Annotated in this window: 16 protein-coding genes and 1 pseudogene; 7 read left to right on the top strand and 10 right to left on the bottom strand. The window is 70.0% G+C overall.

From position 1 onward, the window contains the following. The first annotated feature begins 1 nt into the window (after window position 1). Window positions 2-685, top strand: a complete 684-nt coding sequence (locus ABT001_RS17800) for a response regulator transcription factor (protein ID WP_351278057.1) — start codon at window positions 2-4, stop codon at window positions 683-685. Window positions 686-772: 87 nt separating this feature from the next. Here the strand turns inward: ABT001_RS17800 and ABT001_RS17795 are convergent. Then, window positions 773-1,354: pseudogene (locus tag ABT001_RS17795) on the bottom strand (phosphatase PAP2 family protein); the annotation flags it as partial. Window positions 1,355-1,444: 90 nt separating this feature from the next. After that, window positions 1,445-1,879, bottom strand: coding sequence for a GNAT family N-acetyltransferase (locus ABT001_RS17790; RefSeq protein ID WP_351278055.1), 435 nt, complete (start codon window positions 1,877-1,879; stop codon window positions 1,445-1,447). A gap of 131 nt (window positions 1,880-2,010) precedes the next feature. On the opposite strand from ABT001_RS17790, the gene ABT001_RS17785 reads away from it, so the two are divergent. The 3 genes from ABT001_RS17785 (at window position 2,011) to ABT001_RS17775 (ending at window position 7,297) form a co-directional block, all read left to right on the top strand. After that, a complete protein-coding gene (locus tag ABT001_RS17785; RefSeq protein WP_351278052.1) occupies window positions 2,011-4,695 on the top strand; it encodes an alpha/beta fold hydrolase in 2,685 nt (894 codons plus the stop codon). Continuing rightward, on the top strand, window positions 4,692-5,582 hold the full coding sequence (locus tag ABT001_RS17780; RefSeq protein ID WP_351278051.1) for an ABC transporter permease: 891 nt from the start codon (window positions 4,692-4,694) through the stop codon (window positions 5,580-5,582). Before ABT001_RS17785 ends, ABT001_RS17780 begins: the two co-directional genes overlap by 4 nt. 125 nt (window positions 5,583-5,707) lie before the next feature. After that, window positions 5,708-7,297: a vWA domain-containing protein gene (locus ABT001_RS17775; RefSeq protein ID WP_351278049.1), complete on the top strand. Its 1,590-nt coding sequence runs from the start codon at window positions 5,708-5,710 to the stop codon at window positions 7,295-7,297. 370 nt (window positions 7,298-7,667) lie between these two features. Here the strand turns inward: ABT001_RS17775 and ABT001_RS17770 are convergent, their stop codons facing one another. The 3 genes from ABT001_RS17770 to ABT001_RS17760 are packed head-to-tail and all read right to left on the bottom strand — an operon-like array spanning window position 7,668 to window position 11,119. Further along, window positions 7,668-8,225, bottom strand: coding sequence for a hypothetical protein (locus tag ABT001_RS17770; protein ID WP_351278046.1), 558 nt, complete (start codon window positions 8,223-8,225; stop codon window positions 7,668-7,670). Between the two features lie 50 nt (window positions 8,226-8,275). After that, window positions 8,276-10,588, bottom strand: coding sequence for a DUF6571 family protein (locus ABT001_RS17765; protein WP_351278044.1), 2,313 nt, complete (start codon window positions 10,586-10,588; stop codon window positions 8,276-8,278). A 21-nt stretch (window positions 10,589-10,609) separates the two neighbouring features. Beyond that, window positions 10,610-11,119, bottom strand: a complete 510-nt coding sequence (locus ABT001_RS17760; RefSeq protein WP_351278041.1) for a hypothetical protein — start codon at window positions 11,117-11,119, stop codon at window positions 10,610-10,612. 325 nt (window positions 11,120-11,444) lie between these two features. Here ABT001_RS17760 and ABT001_RS17755 point away from each other — a divergent pair, with 325 nt between their 5' ends. The 3 genes from ABT001_RS17755 (at window position 11,445) to ABT001_RS17745 (ending at window position 13,843) form a co-directional block, all read left to right on the top strand. Next, window positions 11,445-11,591, top strand: a complete 147-nt coding sequence (locus ABT001_RS17755; RefSeq protein ID WP_351278039.1) for a hypothetical protein — start codon at window positions 11,445-11,447, stop codon at window positions 11,589-11,591. Between the two features lie 43 nt (window positions 11,592-11,634). Beyond that, a complete protein-coding gene (locus ABT001_RS17750; protein ID WP_351278037.1) occupies window positions 11,635-12,591 on the top strand; it encodes an STM4015 family protein in 957 nt (318 codons plus the stop codon). A 61-nt stretch (window positions 12,592-12,652) separates the two neighbouring features. Beyond that, on the top strand, window positions 12,653-13,843 hold the full coding sequence (locus ABT001_RS17745; protein WP_351278034.1) for a wHTH domain-containing protein: 1,191 nt from the start codon (window positions 12,653-12,655) through the stop codon (window positions 13,841-13,843). A gap of 79 nt (window positions 13,844-13,922) precedes the next feature. On the opposite strand, the gene ABT001_RS17740 is transcribed toward ABT001_RS17745, so the two are convergent. From ABT001_RS17740 to ABT001_RS17720, 5 genes are read right to left on the bottom strand one after another with little or no spacing between them, the layout of a single operon-like run. Next, complete coding sequence (locus ABT001_RS17740) at window positions 13,923-14,237, bottom strand: L-rhamnose mutarotase (protein ID WP_351278032.1); 315 nt, start codon at window positions 14,235-14,237, stop codon at window positions 13,923-13,925. Between the two features lie 17 nt (window positions 14,238-14,254). Beyond that, window positions 14,255-15,346 (bottom strand): rhamnose ABC transporter substrate-binding protein, encoded by a 1,092-nt coding sequence (gene rhaS, locus ABT001_RS17735; protein ID WP_351278029.1) that lies wholly within the window; start codon window positions 15,344-15,346, stop codon window positions 14,255-14,257. A 53-nt stretch (window positions 15,347-15,399) separates the two neighbouring features. Further along, window positions 15,400-16,452, bottom strand: coding sequence for an ABC transporter permease (locus ABT001_RS17730; RefSeq protein WP_351278027.1), 1,053 nt, complete (start codon window positions 16,450-16,452; stop codon window positions 15,400-15,402). After that, complete coding sequence (locus ABT001_RS17725) at window positions 16,436-17,488, bottom strand: ABC transporter permease (RefSeq protein WP_351278024.1); 1,053 nt, start codon at window positions 17,486-17,488, stop codon at window positions 16,436-16,438. Before ABT001_RS17725 ends, ABT001_RS17730 begins: the two co-directional genes overlap by 17 nt. Next, window positions 17,485-19,008, bottom strand: coding sequence for a sugar ABC transporter ATP-binding protein (locus tag ABT001_RS17720; protein WP_351278021.1), 1,524 nt, complete (start codon window positions 19,006-19,008; stop codon window positions 17,485-17,487). Before ABT001_RS17720 ends, ABT001_RS17725 begins: the two co-directional genes overlap by 4 nt. Window positions 19,009-19,091 lie beyond the last annotated feature (83 nt).

The following is a 19,091-nucleotide window of genomic DNA, read 5'->3' as shown; positions in this document are numbered from 1 at the left end:
GATGACCCGGGTACTGATCGCCGACGACGAGCCGATGATCCGGGCGGGGGTGCGGGCCGTGCTGTCCACCGACCCGGACATCGAGATCGTCGCCGAGGCGGGCGACGGACACGAGGCGGTGGAGCTCGTGCGGCTCCACCGCCCGGATGTGGCCGTCCTCGACGTACGGATGCCGAGGACCAACGGCATCGACGCGGCAGCGGAGATCAACCGGGCCGTGCCCGGCACCGGCGTCATCATGCTGACGACGTTCGGTGAGGACGACTACATCCTCCGGGCGCTGGGCTGCGGGGCCGCCGGCTTCCTGATCAAGTCGGGTGAGCCCGAGGAACTCCTCGCGGGGGTGAGGGCGGTGGCCGACGGTGCCGCCTATCTGTCACCGAAGGTCGCCGCGCGCGTGGTCGCGCACCTCGCGTCCGGCGGAGCCGGTGTCCAGGCCGGGCGCCGGGCCGCCGCCAGGGAGAGGGTCGCCGGACTGACCCCCAGGGAACGCGAGGTGCTGTCCTACCTCGGGAGCGGCCTGTCCAACGGTCAGATCGCCCGGCGGCTCCACCTGGTGGAGGGGACCGTGAAGGCGCATGTCAGTTCCGTCCTGTCGCGTCTCGGGGTGGACAACCGGGCGGCTGCCGCCGTCGTGGCCCATGAGGCGGGTGTCGTGCCCGCGCACACGGCGGAAGACCGCTGACGCTGCGTGCTCCAGCGGCTGTTGGGCGACGATCAGGAGTGCCGCGACCACGGCCGCCCCGAGCAGTGCCCCGGCCAGCACGTCGTGCGGGTAGTGGACTCCCGTCAGGACACGCAGCAGCGCAGCCGCCACGGCCAACGGCACGGTCGCGGCGGCCAGTCGGGGCCGCCGGAGCGCGATCCCGACCGCCAGTGCGGCGGCGAGCGTGGAGTGGTTGCTGGGGAAGGACCAGTCGCCGACCTCCGGACACGCGGCGACCGCTTCGGCACCGGGGACGGCCCGGCAGGGGCGCTCCTCGTCGACGACCAGTTTCAGCGCCTCGCTGATCGCGTACGCCGCCACCGTTCCCGCGCCGGTCAGGACGGCCCCGGCAGCCAGGCGGGCGTCGCTGCGGCGCACCGCCGTCCAGCCGAGCAGGAGCAGCAGCAGGCCCAGGGCGACCAGGGTGAGTTCGGTGACCGGTTCCAGGAGTCGGGCAAGCCGGTCGGGCGCGTCCGCGACCGCCGCCGTCAACGACCGGTAGAGGGCCACGGAGGTGCCGTGGGTCACCTCGGTCGGTTCCGGGCGGCCGACCCCGCCCGGTGACAGGAGTGCTACGGCTCCGGCGGCCGCTGTCAGGAGGGCTGTCCCGCTGAGCAGGCGGACGCCCAGGGAAGGTGGGTTCTTCATGCCGCCGAACGTACGAGCGCCGGCAGACCGGGCACCCGGGCCGAACGGCAGGGGCCGCATACGACGATCGTCAGGGGTGCGGGCCCGCCATCAGGCCGTCGCGCCCCCGCCCGTACCGTCGAACTCCCAGGTCATCATGGCGAACACGCCGTCGCCGGACGCCCCCGCCGAGCGGTAGGTGGCGAGCGCCGCCTCGTTGTCGCGCTCCACGCCGACCCACATGTCGTAGCAGCCGCGCCCCCGGGCCTCGGCGGCCAGGGCCCGGGTCAGCTCCCGTCCGATGCCGCGACGGCGGTAGGGCTCGTCGACGGACAGCTCGTACAGGCACATCTCCGTGCCCTTGTCCGGGTGCAGCATCTCGATGCCCGAGACGAATCCGGCCGGGACACCGTCCACGTACGCGATCAGCATCAGGTGACCGTCCGCCGCCAGGAAGCGGGCCGCCCACTCGGGGCGGGGCTCGGCGTCGTAGAGGTGCGCGACGGCGAGGAGCTCCGCGGCGGTGGTGGCGGGGAGGATGTTCATGTTTGAACCTTTCGTGACGGCGGCGTACCGCATGCGGAGTACGGGCGGGCCGTGTCGTACCTCTCAGGGAGGCTGCGGACTTCCCCCTGGCGGCATCCTGGCCCACCTCGCGCTCCGTTTAGGGTCGAGTCATGGATGAACCGACTTCCCGGTGGCGGCACCGGCTGCCCCGTACCCCAGGCCGGTGGGCCGCGGTCGTCGCCGCCCTCGCCGTGCTCGTGGGTGCCGGGACCTGGACCGCCGTCGCCGACGACAGTGAACCGCCCGTGCACCGGCACGACCGGATGATGAAGATGAACGGGGTGTCGGTCGACACCTCGTACTTCACGTCCGGAGGCACGCAGCGCCGGCCCGCCGTCCTCATCGGACACGGCTTCGGCGGCAGCAAGAACGAGGTCCGCGCGCAGGCGGAGAAACTGGCCGCCGACGGGTACGCCGTCATGACGTGGTCCGCCCGGGGCTTCGGCAGGACGAGCGGTGAGATCACGCTCAACGCCCCCGACGGTGAGGTCAAGGACGTGTCCGGGCTCATCGACTGGCTGGCGGACCGGCCCGAGGTCGAGCTCGACGCCAAGGGCGACCCACGCGTCGGTGTCACCGGTGCCTCGTACGGCGGCGCCGTGTCACTGCTCGCCGCCGGGTACGACGACCGGGTCGACGCCATCGCACCCGTGATCAGCTACTGGAACCTCGCCGACGCGCTCTTCCCGGACGGGGTGTTCAAGAAGCTCTGGGCCGGGATCTTCGTCAGCTCCGGCGGCGGCTGCGAGAAGTTCGAGAAGCAGCTGTGCGAGATGTACGAGCGGGTCGCCGTCAGCGGCAAGCCGGACGCCGCCGCCCGCCAACTCCTGACGGAACGTTCCCCCGAGGCCGTGGCCGACCGGATCGACGTACCCGCGCTCATCCTCCAGGGCCAGAGCGACTCGCTCTTCCCGCTCGGCCAAGCCGACGCCATGGCCAGGGCCATCAAGGCCAACGGCGCGCCCGTGTCCGTCGACTGGATCGCCGGCGGGCACGACGGGGGCGACGACGAGGGCGACCGCGTCGAGGGCAGGGTCGGCGACTGGTTCGACCGGTACCTGAAGGACGAGAAGGGCGCCGACACCGGGCCCGGGTTCCGGGTGACCCGGACCGGCGGCGTGGACTCCACCGACGGCGCCGCCCTGAAGCGGGGCGCCAGCAGTGCCACCTATCCCGGACTGGCCGACGGCGGACGGAAGATCCCTCTGACCGGGGCCGGGAACCCGCCCGCCACGGCGGGCGGGCAGGGCGCACAGACCTTCCGCAACCCCGCCGGAGCCAACCCGCCCTCCATCTCCGCCGTCCCCGGCGTCGGCGGCGGGCTCTCCCAGCTGTCCTCGCTCGGCGTCGGCTTCTCCCTCGACTTCCCCGGCCAGTACGCGCGCTTCGACTCCGCCCCCCTGAAGAGCGCCGTACACGTCACCGGATCTCCCACCGTCCGGGTGAACGTGAAGGCGGACCAGGGCGACGCGGTGCTGTTCGGCAAGGTCTACGACGTCTCGCCGGACGGGAAGCAGCAGGTGCTGCCCTCGCAGCTCGTCTCCCCCTACCGGATCACCCCCGAGGAGCAGGGCAAGCCGGTCGAGCTGACCCTGCCCGCCGTCGACCACGAGGTCGAGGCCGGGCACAGCCTGCGCCTCGTCCTCTCCGCGACGGACCTCGCCTACGCCTCACCCGCCGAGCCCGCGACGTACACCGTCTCCCTCGACGGGGCGCTGACCGTCCCCACGGCCCCCGCCGTGAAGACCGCCGCGACCACGATGCCCTGGTGGACCTGGGGCCTCCCGGCGGCCGCGCTCGTCATCGCCGCCGCCCTCCTGCTCACCGCACGCAGGCGGACGGCCACCCCCGCCCCGGACCCGGCGCTGACCGGCGTACCGCTGCGGATCACCGGGCTGTCCAAGAAGTACGCCAAGTCCGCCGACCGGTACGCCGTGCGTGACCTGGGCTTCCAGGTCGAGAAGGGGCAGGTCCTCGGCCTCCTCGGACCGAACGGCGCGGGCAAGACCACCACCCTGCGCATGCTGATGGGGCTCATCACCCCCGACGCCGGTGAGATCCGCGTCTTCGGGCACGCGATCCGCCCCGGTGCACCCGTCCTGTCCCGCGTGGGGTCCTTCGTCGAAGGCGCCGGTTTCCTCCCGCACCTGTCGGGCCGCTCCAACCTGGAGCTGTACTGGCAGGCCACCGGGCGGCCCGCCGAGGACGCCCACATCGACGAGGCCCTGGAGATCGCCGGACTCGGCGACGCCCTGGCACGCGCCGTGCGCACCTACTCCCAGGGAATGCGGCAGCGCCTCGCCATCGCCCAGGCCATGCTCGGCATGCCGGACCTCCTCATCCTCGACGAACCGACCAACGGCCTCGACCCGCCCCAGATCCGCGAGATGCGGGACGTGATGATCCGGTACGCGGCCGGGGGCCGCACCGTGATCGTCTCCAGCCACCTCCTCTCCGAGGTCGAACAGTCCTGCACCCACCTGGTGGTCATGGACCGAGGCCGGCTCGTCCAGGCCGGCCCGGTCGCCGAGATCACCGGCTCCGGTGACACGCTGCTCGTCACCACGGCCGACGAGGTGACCGAGCCGCTCGTGGACAAGGTGACCGCCCTGCCGGGCATCGGCTCCGCCGTCCGGCTCGACGACGGCCACGGCCTGCTGGTCCGCCTCGACGGCGCCACAGCCGCTCAGCTGGTCTCCGAACTGGTGCGTCTCGACGTACCGGTGACGGGGGTCGGGCCGCACCGCCGCCTGGAGGACGCGTTCCTCACCCTCATCTCCCAAGGATCCGCATGAGCTCCGCAACAGAGATCCAGGCCCTCGCCGAAGCCCCCGGATACCACGCACGCCGCACCCTGCCGCTGCGCGTGGAGGCGATGAGGCAGCTGCGCAGGCGGCGGACCCTGCTCATGGGCGGGGTGCTGGCCGCCCTGCCGTTCGTCCTGATCGTCGCCTTCGCGGTCGGCGGCACCCCCGGCGGCGACGAGGGGGGCGGCGGCGGAGGCGGTTCGCGGATCAACCTCATGGATGTCGCGACGGAGTCCGCCGCGAACTTCGCCGCCACCTGTCTCTTCGTCTCCGCCGGCTTCCTGCTGGTGGTGCCGGTGGCCCTGTTCTGCGGGGACACGGTCGCCTCCGAGGCGAGCTGGTCCTCGCTGCGCTACCTGCTCGCGGCACCCGTGCCCCGGGCCAGGCTGCTGTGGAGCAAGCTCGTCGTGGCGCTCGGTTTCAGCCTCGCCGCGATGGTGCTCCTGCCGCTCGTCGCCCTGGGCGCCGGAGCTGCGGCGTACGGGTGGGGGCCGCTGAAGCTGCCCACGGGCGGCGCGCTCAGCACCTCGGACACCGTGCCGCGCATCGCGCTCGTCGTCGCGTTCATCTTCGTCTCCCAACTCGTCACCGCCGGGCTGGCGTTCTGGCTGTCGACGAAGACGGACGCACCGCTCGGCGCGGTGGGCGGCGCGGTCGGCCTGACCATCGTCGGCAATGTCCTGGACGCGGTCACCGCACTCGGTAGCTGGCGCGAGTTCCTGCCCGCGCACTGGCAGTTCGCCTGGGCCGACGCGCTCCAGCCCGAACTGGCCTGGGGCGGGATGGTGAAGGGGGCAGCCGTATCGGTGACCTATGCCCTGATCCTGTTCGCGCTCGCCTTCCGGGGGTTCAGCCGTAAGGACATCGTGTCCTGACCTTGACGTTCCGCCTCGCCGGCGCCCGCTGTTGCGCCATCGAGACGGTTCCGCAACGCTTCTGACGACTCCGCCCGGCCACCTCGTACGTCACATTCACAGTTGTCGACGACGTGGGGGTACACATGGAACACAGGACACGGACACATCGCGGAGCGCTCGCGCTCCTGCTGGCGGGCGGGATCCTGATCACCGGCTGCGGCGCGGGCGGTACGCCCGCCGAGACCGCCCCCGACCGCGGCGTCGCCGAGAACCGCGTGCCGGCGGGGGGCAGGCAGCCCTCCGCCGCGCCGGGGCCGGAGGAGGCCGGGGCGAGTCAGACCGAGGGCGACACGGCGCGGGAGAGCGCGGCCCCCGACTACCTGTCGACCTTCGCCCTCGACGTGGACACCGCCAGTTACGGATACGCGCGCCGCACCCTCGGTGACGGGCAGCTGCCCACCGCCGACACGGTGCGCCCGGAGGAGTTCGTCAACAGCTTCCGCCAGGGCTACGAGCGGCCGAAGGGCAACGGGTTCGCCGTGAGCGTCGACGGCGCCCGCCCCGGAGCAGCAGCCTCCGACTGGTCGCTCGTACGGGTCGGGCTGGCCACCAAGGCGGCTTCGGACACCGCTGAACGCCCGCCCGCCGCACTGACCTTCGTCATCGACATCTCCGGGTCGATGTCCGAACCCGGCCGTCTCGACCTGGCGAAGACCTCGCTCGGCATCCTCGCCGACGAACTGCGCGACGACGACTCCGTATCCCTGGTCACTTTCAGTGGCGAAGCCGAGACCCGGTTGCCGATGACCCGCCTCCAGGGCAACCGCACCAAGGTCCGGGACGCCATCGAGGAGATGGAACCGGCCGACTCCACGAATGTGGCCGCCGGCATCGAGCGGGGCTACGAGGAAGCGGTCGAGGGCCACCGCAAGGGCGCCACCAACCGGGTCGTCCTGCTCTCCGACGCGCTCGCCAACACCGGCGAGACCGACGCCGACGCGATCCTGGAACGCATCGGTGACGCACGCGAGGAGTACGGCGTCACCCTCTTCGGCGTCGGGGTCGGCAGCGTCTACGGCGACGCGCTGATGGAACGGCTCACCAACAAGGGCGACGGCAACACCACCTACATCGCCGACGAGACCCAGGCCAGGAAGGTCTTCGTCGACCAGCTGCCCGCCCATGTCGAACTCCGGGCCCGCGACGCCAAGGCCCAGGTGGCCTTCGACCGCGAGACCGTCAAGCAGTTCCGGCTCATCGGCTACGAGAACCGCAAGGTCGCCGACGACGACTTCCGGGATGACAGCGTCGACGGCGGCGAGGTGGGCCCCGGACACACCGTGACCGCGCTCTACGCCGTACGTCTTCGCGAGGGGGCCTCCGGCCGCGTGGCGACGGCGACGGTGCGCTGGCAGGACCCGAAGACGAGGAAGACGCACGAGGAGACCGGGTCGGTGGAGACCGGCGCGATCGGCGGGAAGCTCTGGGACGGCGCGTCGCCACGGCTCCAGGTCACCGCGGTGGCGGCGTACTTCGCGGACACACTGCGCGGCGGAGACCTGCCGGACACACCCGCACTCGGTGAACTCGCGGACCGCGCACGGAAACTGGCCGCCGCCACCGAGGACAGCTCGGTGGAGAAGCTCGCCACGGCGATCGAGCAGGCCGACCGGATCACGAACGGTGGCGGTGACGAGCCGACCGGCGGCGGGGGCGAGGGCGAAGTCGGCTGACACGGCCGCCCGCGGAGACGACTGCACCGGGCTGTTGGGGGAAGTCGCCTTCACCGGACTCCGTTGAGGCAACCCCGAGGACAGCCGGCCACCCGGCCACCCGGCACGTGGTGAGCCGCTGCGTGCCTCCTCGCCGCTGCTGCTGGTCGACGCGTGCCGCCTGGAGCGAAAACCCGGTCGGGGTTCTACACGTACGGATGGCACGGTGAAGTCGTGGGCCTGACCTGATCTCTTCGGGTCAGGCCCACGCCTGTTCCTGCCCGTGCGATTCCACGGAGAGCGGCCCACACTCACGGGGTGAGTCGTACCCCGGCCCTTCGTGGGACACCGGCATCGGAGGTGTCACCGGCGTTGCGCGGCGACTGGGCTCTCATGACGACTTGCTGTCACACACATCCGACTTCTCGACCTGCGCGGTGAAGGAGACGATCAGACGCTTCATGGCGTCGGCGTCCTCGTGATCGGAACCGTAGGCCTGAACGCCGGTGTAAAGCTCTTGCCCGTACTTCTCGTCAACGCAACCTTCCGTCTTGCCGAAGGCCTGCCAGCCGGAATACATGTACCGCCCCGCGTCCGCGCTCTTCTCCACCCGATCGAGGGTCTGGCTGCCTAGGAAGTACGCCGTGTCAGCGCCGCCCTGCCACCATGTCTGGACCGTTCTGACGGCGAGCTTGCCGTCCACGGACACATCGCACCAGTAATTCGACGACGGGTTGACGTCGGGCTTGACGGAGAGCTTCTTCCCCGGCCGGAGGAACGGAGTGAGCTCCTTGGTGTCGAACGGTATGCCACAAAGGGTTCCTGGCACGGAATAGTCCCTGGTCTCCTCGTCGGCGCCGCATCCTGTGACCGTGGCGGCCAGGACGACGAGAACGACGGCGGCGAAGGCAGGAGCGGAGCGTGTTCCAGGGGCCGGTCGGCGGGTCATGGTGGTACCTCTCGAGGGCTGCTTGGTATCTGGAAGGCTTGGCTGATTCGTCAGGACGTTGTCCGGCTGCCCGGCGTACGGCCGTCGACGAGCGCCTGAGCGTCGTGGAAGCCCCGTGCGCCGCTTTCGCGGGCCCAGGCCTCGGCGTCGGAGGCGTCTACCATGCCGTATTCTTCCGCGGCCAGCCGAGCTGCCTGGCCCGAGCGGTTGCCGTTGCTCGTCAGGCTCTCTTGCCAGAGCTCGCCCCGCGCGTCCTCGGAATCCTCCAGTTCCGTGCCCTTGAAGTCCTGGAACATGGATTCGAGGACGGTGCCGGTGATGGTGGTGGTGGCTCCACCCGCGACGGCTCCGATCCAGGGGGTGGCGACGAAGGAGGTTCCTACGCCGACCGCCGTACCGAGACCACCCGAGATGCCGCCCTTGAGCAGATCCATCGAATCCTTGTACGCCTCATCCGCCTCCTTCCCGGCAGCCGCCAGTTCCTCCTGGCGACCCAGAGCGAGAGTTCCGGAGACCTCCCCCGACTTCTCCGCGATTCGCCGCACAACGTTTTCTGTGTCGTCGTCCACTACCTGACCGGCAGGCAGGTCGGGGTTGAGGTGGTACTCCATCAGCTGGCTCATGTAGGCCTTCTGGCCAACCTCTACCGCCGCGTATCCGTCCGGGCTCTGGCCCACGGTGAAGAGGAGTTTGGTCACGTCTCGCGGGTCGAGTACGGCCTCTTCCCCATGCATCGGGTACATCTTCTGCGCCCGATCCCACGACGTCGATTCGGAGTCGGTCCGATCAGCACCGCTGATGGACCGGCTGATGTCCGGCAGGTACTCGGAGGTGATCTGCCCGACGCTGTCGAGCATGTGTCCGTGCTTGAGCAGACGCTCGTCCGGGTCCTCACCGATGGACGACACGAGTCGTTCCATGAGCTTGGTCTGCTCGGCGTTGTGGTGCGGTGTGTCCAGAGTCGGCCGCTCACCGGCCGGGTGACCTGTGGTGGCTGCCTCAAGGGCCATCGCCAGGTTGTTCCGTCCTGCGATGCTCTCCTCGTGTTCGGAGTCGAAGTCGGTGGGCCAGTCGCGCTCCTCGAAGAGGTAGTCGAAGTTGGTCAGTGACTTCTTGACCTCCTTGTCGTCCTTCTTTTCTGTGAAGTCGTGGTCCTCGTCCTTGGTGAGGAAGCTGTCGTTGAAGAAGGTTGTCGCGGCGTCCGGGTTGTTGGCGAGTGCCTTGAGGTAACCCGTCATCGGGTCCCAGCCGGTATCCGTGCCGGTCCGGTTGAGTGTCGCGTCGGGCCCCAGACGCTGCCAGGCTCCGTGCTGCCCGTTGTCCGTGAGCTTCTTCTCCGTAGCCATGAGCTTGTCGCCGTAGCTGTTCAGGAACTGATCGTCGTAGTCGCCCCATCGCAATAGGTTGCTCATCACCTGTCCGCCCAGAGGGAAGCCCCCGCCGCGGCCTACGGGCTGATCGGCCAGGGCCACCATGTTGCCCTTCCAGGAGGACATCGCAACGCTGTCGCTCTGGGTGGCGTTGGCGAGTGTGAGGCTCAGGTTCTTCTGGAGGTCGTCGAACTGCTCCTGGCGGTCACGGCGCAGGTCCCACCCCGTGTTCGGGTCGGTGACGCCGGTCCAGAAGTCCAGTGTCTTCTGCGGTCCGAGCGTGGTGGCGAAGCGTTCGGCGAACAGTGGGTCGGCTGCGTACTGCTTCAGCCCCGCGTTGAGTCGGTCGAATTCGGCGGTGGAGAGCTCGTCCGGGTCCTTTTTGGCGAGTGCCGCCAGGTCGTCGGCGCTCCCGAGCGCTTCAGCTGCTGCATCCCGGTCCTTGTAACTGGCGTCACCGAAACCGTAGTTGGTTTGATCGGCGAGCGCCTTGAGGACAGCGCTGGCGGAGTTGTCGCTCTCGGTGGCCTTGCCGAGGATGCCTTGGATCTCGTCGCGCAGGGCGGTGACGTCGCTCTGGGCGTGGGAGGGCGGGGTATGGCCCTTCGCCGCGCGGTCCGGGTGGACGTTCATGGTCACCGTGAAACCGCCGTCACCGGTGTTCGTCACGGTGAGGTTCTTCTTCAGGCCACGGTCGATGGCGTCCTTCAGCTGAGTATGACAGCTCTTCAGCTCCCCGGCGGCGTCCTTGAGGATGCTGTGGATGGACTTGCCCTGGGTGTGGGCGTCCTTGATCTCGCCGGCCGTCTTGCCGATGAACTTCTTGGTGACCTGTGAGTTCTCACCGGCCCAGTTCGCCTTGTTGGCCGCCTGGTGCAGGCCTTTTTCGGCGTCCCTGGCGAGAGTCTGGAGGCTGCGGACGATGACCGCCCAGTCCTCGACGGCGTCGTCGAGCAGCTTGAGGTTGGCATGGCGCAGAGTGTCGAAATCCATGAGAGTTCCCCCGTTGTGCGGTTACTTTTTCTCGCCGTAGATCGGGTTCTTGTCCCCGGCCGTTCCGACCCGCTCGTCGAAACCGGCGTCGAGAGCGTCGATGCTGCTCACCTGCCGCAGGATGTAGGACTCGTCACCGTCATGGATCTTCTTGGTGACCTGCATGTGGTTGGAGATGTGCGCGCAGGCGTCGAGGACGCTGTCCAACTGCGTGGACCAGCGGTTCGACACATGCTGGAGCCCGGAGCCGAGCGCGAATCCCTGTGAGATCAGGTCGCTCGCCGCCTTGTCGACGCTCGTGTTGTCCAGACGGGCCTGGCCCCAGAGCTGGCCGTAGAGCGTATGCGCGTGGCTGCCGATCCTGGAGAGATCCTGCTGGTTGACGCTGAGGTCACCTGTGCTGCCGGGCGTCGTCGGGACCGGGCCCGGGCCGGAGTCACCGGGGTACTGGTTGAGCTGCATGTGCGTCGCGCTTGCCTGCTGGCGCTCCAGCGCTTCGGTCTTCAATTGTTCCCACTCGTTCCACGCCACTGACCTGCTCCTTTGCCCCCGACGGCCATCGCCAGCAGGCCGCCGAACGGCCCCGATCGCTAGCGTAGTCATTCGTCCTGGCGTTCGGGACCGCCACACCAAGTCTCCTTCGGATCCTCTACGGCTCGTGGCCCGGGCAGCGTGGGTTTCCAACCCGGAGTCGTTAAATGGCCTTCTCACCTGTGTCCGTGGACGTTGTGCTCTCACCCGTCCACGGGGACACGTAGGGAGCTACCCGTCTGTCCACGGTGTTCCTCGGAAGCCGGCGTCGGGTAGGCGATGAAGGGAGGGTAGTGGTCGTTCAGCCAGCACGTACGTACGGAGCATGCGCACACCCCTGCCCGCCCCCACGGCATCCGAGGACGGCAGGCGCACCGTCGTATTGAACGAGATCGTGGTGCGCAAGGCGTGGCAGGGGCGGGGCGTCGCGTGGCAACGGCACGGGGCCCGCAATGTCGGTGGCGGCTGGTAGAACACGTCGGACAGCCATCGAACGGACTGTCAGGAGCACTGCCTTGTCCTATGTCCACCATGTCCACCACGTCGAGCAGTTCCACGGGCTGCCCGCCTTCACCTTCCCGGCCTACGCGAACCCCGTGGACCTGCCCGACGCGGACGCCGTGGCCTGGCGGCTGCACTGCGACCCGTATTCCAGCGACGAGCGCTTCGATTCCTACTGGAAACGGTTCACCGAATCCGTCGACCTCGGGAAGATACGTGCCCTGATCCTCGGCAGCCCCTGGTACGACAGCGACGGCGGAGGAGGTCTGGACGGGCTGATCGGTCTGCGCGAGACGTTCTCGGGGTTGGAGGCGCTGTTCCTCGGCGACCTGGAGGACGAGGAGTCGATGATCTCCATGATCGAACTGGAGGACCTCACCGAACTCCTGGAGGCGTTCCCCGGTCTGCGGGAGCTGGCCCTGCGGGGCGGTGACGGCCTGGAGTTCCCCGTGACGGGCCATGCGGGGCTGCGGGTGCTGCGTGTCGAGTCCGGTGGGCTGCCCCCCGAGGCGGCGGCCCAGATAGCCGCCGCCTCGCTGCCCTCGCTGGAGCGGCTGGAGCTGTGGCTCGGCGACGACTACTACGGCGGCGGCACCACGGCCGAGCACCTGGCCCCGCTGCTCACCGGCGTCGGCAAGCCGGCCCTGCGCCACCTGGGGCTGCAGAACAGCACGGTGCAGGACGAGTTGGCGGCGGCCCTGGCCACCGCGCCGGTGGTACGCCGGCTCATCTCGCTGAGCCTGTCGATGGGCACCCTCGGCGACGAGGGCGCCGAGGCGCTGCTGGCCGGGCAGTCGCTGGCCCACCTCCGGGAGCTCGACCTCTCGCACCACTTCCTGAGCCAGGACATGATGCTGCGGATCTGGACGGAGCTGGAGCCGCAGGGGGTGCGCGTGAACCTCGACGGCCGTCAGGAGGAGGACACCGACTTCGGCGACGAGACGCGCCGGTACGTGGCGGTCTCCGAATGACGCGCCCCGCACCGTTCGCCCGCCCCGCACACCGCCCCCTCGCAGACGGAAGGCCCGCCCGATGAACGACGTCCCCACGCCCGAGGATCCGGACGACCGCCGGATCGCCAGCCGTGACCTGGACGGCACGCGCCCGCTCGAACCCGGCAGGCAGGTCCCGTACGGACACGTGCTGCACGCGGCCGCTCTGCTGGGCCGGAGCCCCGCGGAGGTGGTCGCCCGGCTGACCGCGCTGGGGTACGCCGACATCCAGGGCGCCGGCGTGCCGCTGCCCGAGACGGTCGCCCTCGACGACGCCGCGCTGACCAGGAAGAAGAACGTCTCCTCGTTCACGCATTCATGGATCGACGTGTCCGAGCCCGTCTCCCTGCGCCAGCTCCTCGAAACGGCGGAGCAGTTCCGGCGCGGCCCCGCCCATGTCGCGCGCAGGCTGACGGCCCTCGGCTACCGGATGGGCGGCGCCGGGCCGCTCCCCGAGACCCCGGACCCCCGGGACGTCATGCTGATCCGCGTCGACGCCAGGGGGGAGGGGAACTGGCTCCGCTGGGGCGACGAGGTGTCCGCCGCCCAGGTGCTGGACGTGTCCCGGCGTCTGTCCTGCAGCCCGCACGCCGCCGCCGCGCGGCTGGCCTCCCTCGGACTCCGGCTGCCGTACACCCCCGGGGCCGACGACGAACGGCTGCTCGGGACCGGCGACACCGGTGCGGGCCGCTGGCTCGGTGGGTCCGTGTGGCCGACCGTGGGCCACGTCCTCGCCGTCGCCAGGGAGACGGGGCGGAGCCCTCAGGACGTCGTGGACCGGCTGAAGGTGCTGGGGCTCGGCATGCCGGACGGATCGGTGCCCGGCTCCCCGGACGACGACGACCTGGTGCTCCTCAGCGAGAACCTCGACGGTTGCCGGCCCTGGCTGCGGAAGGACACCGTCGTCGGGCTGCGGGTCGAGCACGTCCTGCGCGGGTCCCTCGCCACGGGGCGCAGCCCGGCGTCGGTCGCCGACAGGCTGGCGGAGCTCGGCCACCGGCTGCACGAGGACGCGAAGCTGCCCGAGGCCGCCGACGAGGCGGACATCCGGCTGCTGGCCACCGTCGACCGCTCGTACCGGAAGGGGGTCCGCCTGGAGAAGGTGCTGCGCAGCGCGAGCCTGACGGGCCGGAGCCCCAAGGACGTCGCGGCCCGGCTGACCGCCCTCGGCTACGACCTCGTCGACGAGGTGGAGTACCCGGACGTGCGGGGGACTCCGGCCACGTCCTGACAGACGTCCGCCCTGGCTGTCGGGTGACAGCCAGGGCGGGCATCGGCCACGGAGGCGTCCCAGGCCGGACCGAGGCGTCTCAGGCCAGGTGGAACACCTCGGTCAGCGGGACCATGGCCTCGTCGGCGGCCTCCGACTGCTCGAAGAACTCGCCCATCTCCCGCTGCCACCGCGCGTTGATCTCCGTCGCGGCCATCGCCTCCCGGGCCGCGTCGAAGTCCTCCGTCTCCAGATAGCCGACCAGCAGGCCGTCCTCGCGGAGGAACAGCGAGTAGTTGTGCCAGCCCGCCTCCGACAGCGCGGACAGCATCTCCGGCCAGACCGCCGCGTGGCGCTCGCGGTACTCGTCCTTGCGGTCCTCGCGGACCTTCAGCAGAAAGCAGACGCGCTGCATGGAGTCCGGGCCCCCGATCAGAAGTTGAACGTGTCGATGTTCTTGGAGTCGAACACGGTCGGCTCGCCGAGGATGATCTCGCCGTCCTTGCCGATGGTGTACTCGCCGAGCTTGCCCGCCTTGAACTTCTCGCCCTCCGCACCGGTGATCTGCCCCGACGCCAGCGCCGCGGCCGCGTACGAGCCGAGGTAGCCGAGCTCCTCCGGGTTCCAGAGCGAGAACTGCTCGACGGTGCCGTCCTTGACGTACTTGCGCATCTGGTTCGGGGTGCCGAGCCCGTTGAGGACGACCTTGCCCTTGTACGAGGAGTCGCTCAGGTAGCGGGCCGCGGCGGCGATGCCGACCGTGGTGGGCGAGATGATGCCCTTGAGGTCGGGGTAGGCCTGCATGAGGCCCTGGGTCTGCTGGAAGGACTTCTGGTCGGCGTCGTCGCCGTAGGCGACCTTGACCAGCTCCATGTCCTTGTACGCGGGGAGCTTCAGCTCCTCCTTCATGTAGTCGATCCAGGTGTTCTGGTTCGTCGCGTTCTGGGTGGCCGACAGGATCGCGATCTTGCCCTTGTGGCCGAGCTGCTCGCCGAGGCGCTGGACCAGGCTGCGGCCGATCTCCTCGGAGCTCGCCTGGTTGATGAAGAGCTGACGGCAGTCCTTCGCGGTGTCCGAGTCGTACGCGACGACCTTGATGTTCTTCTTCATGGCCTGCTTGAGCGGGCCGCACACCGCGTTGGGGTCGTTCGCCGAGACGAGGATGGCGTCCTGGCGCTGCTGGATCAGGGTGTTGATGTAGGAGACCTGCGAGGACGCGTTCGCGTCGGAGGGGCCGACCTCCTTGCCCGTGCCGCCGTACTCCTTCGCCGCCTCGATGCCCGCCTCGTCGACGATCTTCTCGTACGGGTTGTTGATCTGCTTGGGCAGGAAGGCGATCTTCAGGCCCTTCTTCAGCGGCGCGTTCGGGTCGGCCTTCGCGGAGCTGTTGCCGGCCTTCTCGCTGCCGCCGCTGTCCTCGCTGTCCTTCGTGGTGCCGGAACAGGCGGTGAGGGCGAGGGCGAGGGAGACGGCGGTGGCTGCGGTCGCGACGGCGCGGCGCCCAGCGGCATTGCGGAGCATCATGGCGGCGTGTGCCTTTCGAGGAGGGAGCGAAGAGGTAGGGGGAAGGGGGCGGGTCACGACTGCGGTGCAGGGGTGTTCGCGGCCCGCCGGTGCCGTCGTTCGACGACCGCGGCGATGATGCGCGGGGTCAGGACGGACGCCACGAGCAGCAGCCCGGTGACGATGACCTGCACCTCGTTGGCGATGTCGTTGAGCGTGAGCAGGTTCTTCAGCACGCCGATCAGCAGGACACCGGCGACCGCGCCGAAGAGCGTGCCCTTCCCGCCGTCGAAGTCGATGCCGCCGAGCAGGACCGACGCGATGACGAGCATCTCGAAGCCGAGTCCGTTGTCCGCGCGGGCACTTCCGTACCGGAGGGTGAAGACGATCCCCGCGAAGGCCGAGAACAGGCCGGTGACGACGAAGAGCAGCAGCTTGATCCGCTTGACCCGGATGCCGGCGAAGTACGCCGCCTCCTCCTGGGCGCCGATCGCGAAGAGCGAGCGGCCCAGGCCGGTGGCGTGCAGCACGACCGCGGTGACCGCGGCCAGGGCGATGAAGAGCAGCACCGGATACGTGAGGAAGGTGCCGGGGACGGTCGTGGTGTCGACGGCCCAGTCGGCGTAGACCTGCGGGAAGTCCGTCACCGCGTCGCTGCCGAGCGCCACCGAGGCCAGGCCCCGGTAGAGCGCCAGGGTGCCGATGGTGACGGCCAGGGACGGCAGCCCCACCTTGGTGACCAGCCAGCCGTTGAGGAGACCTCCGGCGATGCCCACCAGGAGCACCACCGGCACGATCGTCTCGAAGGCCCAGCCGGCCTCCCACAGCGCCCCGGTCAGGGCGCTGCCCAGGCCCAGCATGGAGGCGACGGACAGGTCGACCTGTCCGGCGACGACCAGGAGGGTCATCGGCAGGGCGATGATGGCGACTTCGGCGATGTCGTTGAAGGCGAACGCGAGGTTCTCGGCCGAACCGAAGCCCTCCGTGCTCCCGAGTCCGACGACGAGGACCGCCACCAGCAGGACACCGACCGCGGTGTCCCAGCGCAGCGCCAGGCTGCGCACCAGGGAGGGTTTCGTTCCGGCCCGCGGCGTGGGAGCCGTCTTGGTGTCAGGCGCCGTGGTCATGACGGGCGTTCCTCTTCCTCAGTGCGGCGGTCATCCGCAGGTTCACGATCCGGTCGACGCTGATGGCCAGCAGGAGGAGCGCGCCGGTGATGGCGCCCTGCCAGAAGGAGTCCACCTTGAGCACCACCAGGACGCTGCCGATGGTGGTGAGCAGCAGGGCGCCGAGCGCGGCGCCCCAGACGGTGCCGGTGCCGCCGGTGATCGCGACACCGCCGACGACGACGGCGCTGACGACGGTCAGCTCCCAGCCGTGCGCGTTGTCCGCGACGACGGTGCCGAAGCGGGCGAGCCACAGGGCCCCGGCAAAGCCGGCGACGGCCCCGGAGAAGGCGTAGGCGGCGAGCACCCGGCGGCGGATCGGGATGCCGGCGAGACGGGCGGCCTCGGGGCTCGACCCGATGGCGTACAGCTCACGTCCCGAGCGGTAGCCGCGCAGGAAGTACGCCGTCGCCGCGAGCAGGACGAGTGCGATCAGCGGCAGGTAGGGGATACCCAGCACACTGCCGCTGCCGAGGCCCAGGATCGCCTCCGGCACGTCGGAGGCGCTGATCTGCTCGCCCTGCGCCCACCAGTAGTCGATGCCCTGGATGATGTAGAGCATGCCCAGGGTCACGACGAGCGCCGGTACCTTGCCGAAGCTGACGAGGGCGCCGGAGACCAGGCCGCAGACGACGCCGATGGCGATGCCCAGCAGCATCACGGTCAGCACACCGTGGTCGCTGCCCGCGACGAACTTGCCGCAGGCGAAGGCGGACAGGCCGACGACGGAGCCGACGGACAGGTCGATGTTGCGGGTGATCACGACGGCGGACTGGCCGACCGCGAGCAGCACCAGGATCGACGCGTTGAGCAGCAGGTCCTTGACGCCCTGGTCGGACAGGAAGAGCGGGTTGGCCAGGTAGGTGCCGAGGATCAGCAGGACCAGCGCCCCCGCGATGGAGATCTCGCGTGCCCGGAAGACCGCGTCCACGAGCGAGGTGGCACTCCGCTCCGGCGCTTTCGCGGTGTCCGGGGGGCTCTCGATGGTGGTGGTCATGCCGCTGCCCTCTCGTTACGTCCGGTGGCCGCGGCCATGACCGACTCCTCGGTGGCGCTCGCGCGCGGGATCTCGGCGACGAGCCGGCCCTCGTGCATCACGAGCACCCGGTCCGCCATGCCGATGACCTCGGGGAGGTCGGAGGAGATCATCAGTACGGCGAGGCCCTCCGCGGCGAGCGAGGAGAGCAGCCGGTGGACCTCCGCCTTGGTGCCGACGTCGATCCCGCGGGTCGGTTCGTCGACGATCAGCACGCTGGGGCCGGTCGCCAGCCACTTGGCCAGCACGACCTTCTGCTGGTTGCCGCCGGACAGCACCCCCACGGTGTCGGCGAGCCGGTTGTACTTGAGCTGGAGGCGCACCGCCCAGTCGGCGGCCCGGTCGTGCTCCAGGGCCCGGCTGACGAGCCCGCGCTTGCGGACCTCGTCCAGGCCGGTGAGCCCGATGTTGCGCTCGATCGACATATCCATGACCAGCCCGCGCTGGCGCCGGTCCTCGGGTACGAGCGCGAGTCCGGCGTCCATCGCGGCGGTCGGCGAACCGGGGCGCAGCACCGTGCCCGCCACCTTCACCTCGCCCGCGTCGGCACGGTCCACGCCGAAGACCGCCTGCGCGACCTCGGTGCGTCCGGCGCCGACGAGTCCGGCGAGCGCGACGATCTCGCCGCGCCGGACCTCGAAGGAGACGTCGCGGAAGACACCCTCGCGGGTCAGCCGGTGCACCGACAGTGCGACGTCGCCGACTTCGGCGTCCTGCTTGGGGTAGAGGTCGTCGAGGTCACGGCCGACCATCCTGCGCACCAGGTCGTCCTCGGTGAGGCCCTCCAGCGGCTCGGAGGAGATCCACCGGCCGTCGCGCAGGGTCGTGACCCGCTGGCACAGCTCGAAGATCTCGTCCAGGCGGTGCGAGATGAACAGCACCGCGGCGCCTTCGGAGCGCAGCGTGCGGACGACGGAGAAGAGCCGGGCGGTCTCGCTGCCGGTCAGGGCGGCGGTCGGCTCGTCCATGATCAGGACGCGGGCGTCGAAGGAGAGGGCCTTGGCGATCTCGACGATCTGCTGGTCCGCGATCGACAGGCCGCGGGCGGGCCGGTCCGGCGCCAGGTCGACGCCGAGCCTGCGCATCAGCCCCGCGGTGGTCTCGTGCACGGCCTTGCGGTCGATGCGGCCGAGGGACCGCCGGGGCTGCCGGCCCATGAAGATGTTCTCGGCGATGGACAGGTCGGGGAAGAGCGTCGGCTCCTGGTAGATGACGGCGATGCCGGCGTCACGCGCGTCCGCCGGGCCGTGGAAGACGACGGGCTTCCCGTCGAGGAGCACGTCGCCGCCGTCCGGGCGGTGCACTCCGGCGAGGGCCTTGATCAGGGTCGACTTGCCTGCGCCGTTCTCACCGGCGAGCGCGTGGGCCTCGCCGGGGAACAACTGCAGGGAGACGTCCTGCAGGGCCCGTACGGCACCGAAGGACTTGCTCACGCCCTGCAGGGCCAGGACCGGGGCCGGGTCCGGGGCGGACTGGTTCATGGATGCTCCTCAGCGGTGGGACCGTTCCGCTCCACCCGCCGTGAAAGGTTTCAATGAGGTTGCTCGGAAGCTAAACGGGGATT

This window comes from Streptomyces sp. NPDC002793, assembly GCF_040295485.1.
Lineage (GTDB): Bacteria > Actinomycetota > Actinomycetes > Streptomycetales > Streptomycetaceae > Streptomyces.
The sequence above is the reverse complement of the archived record's forward strand: the minus strand, read 5'-3'. Positions and strand labels throughout refer to the sequence as shown.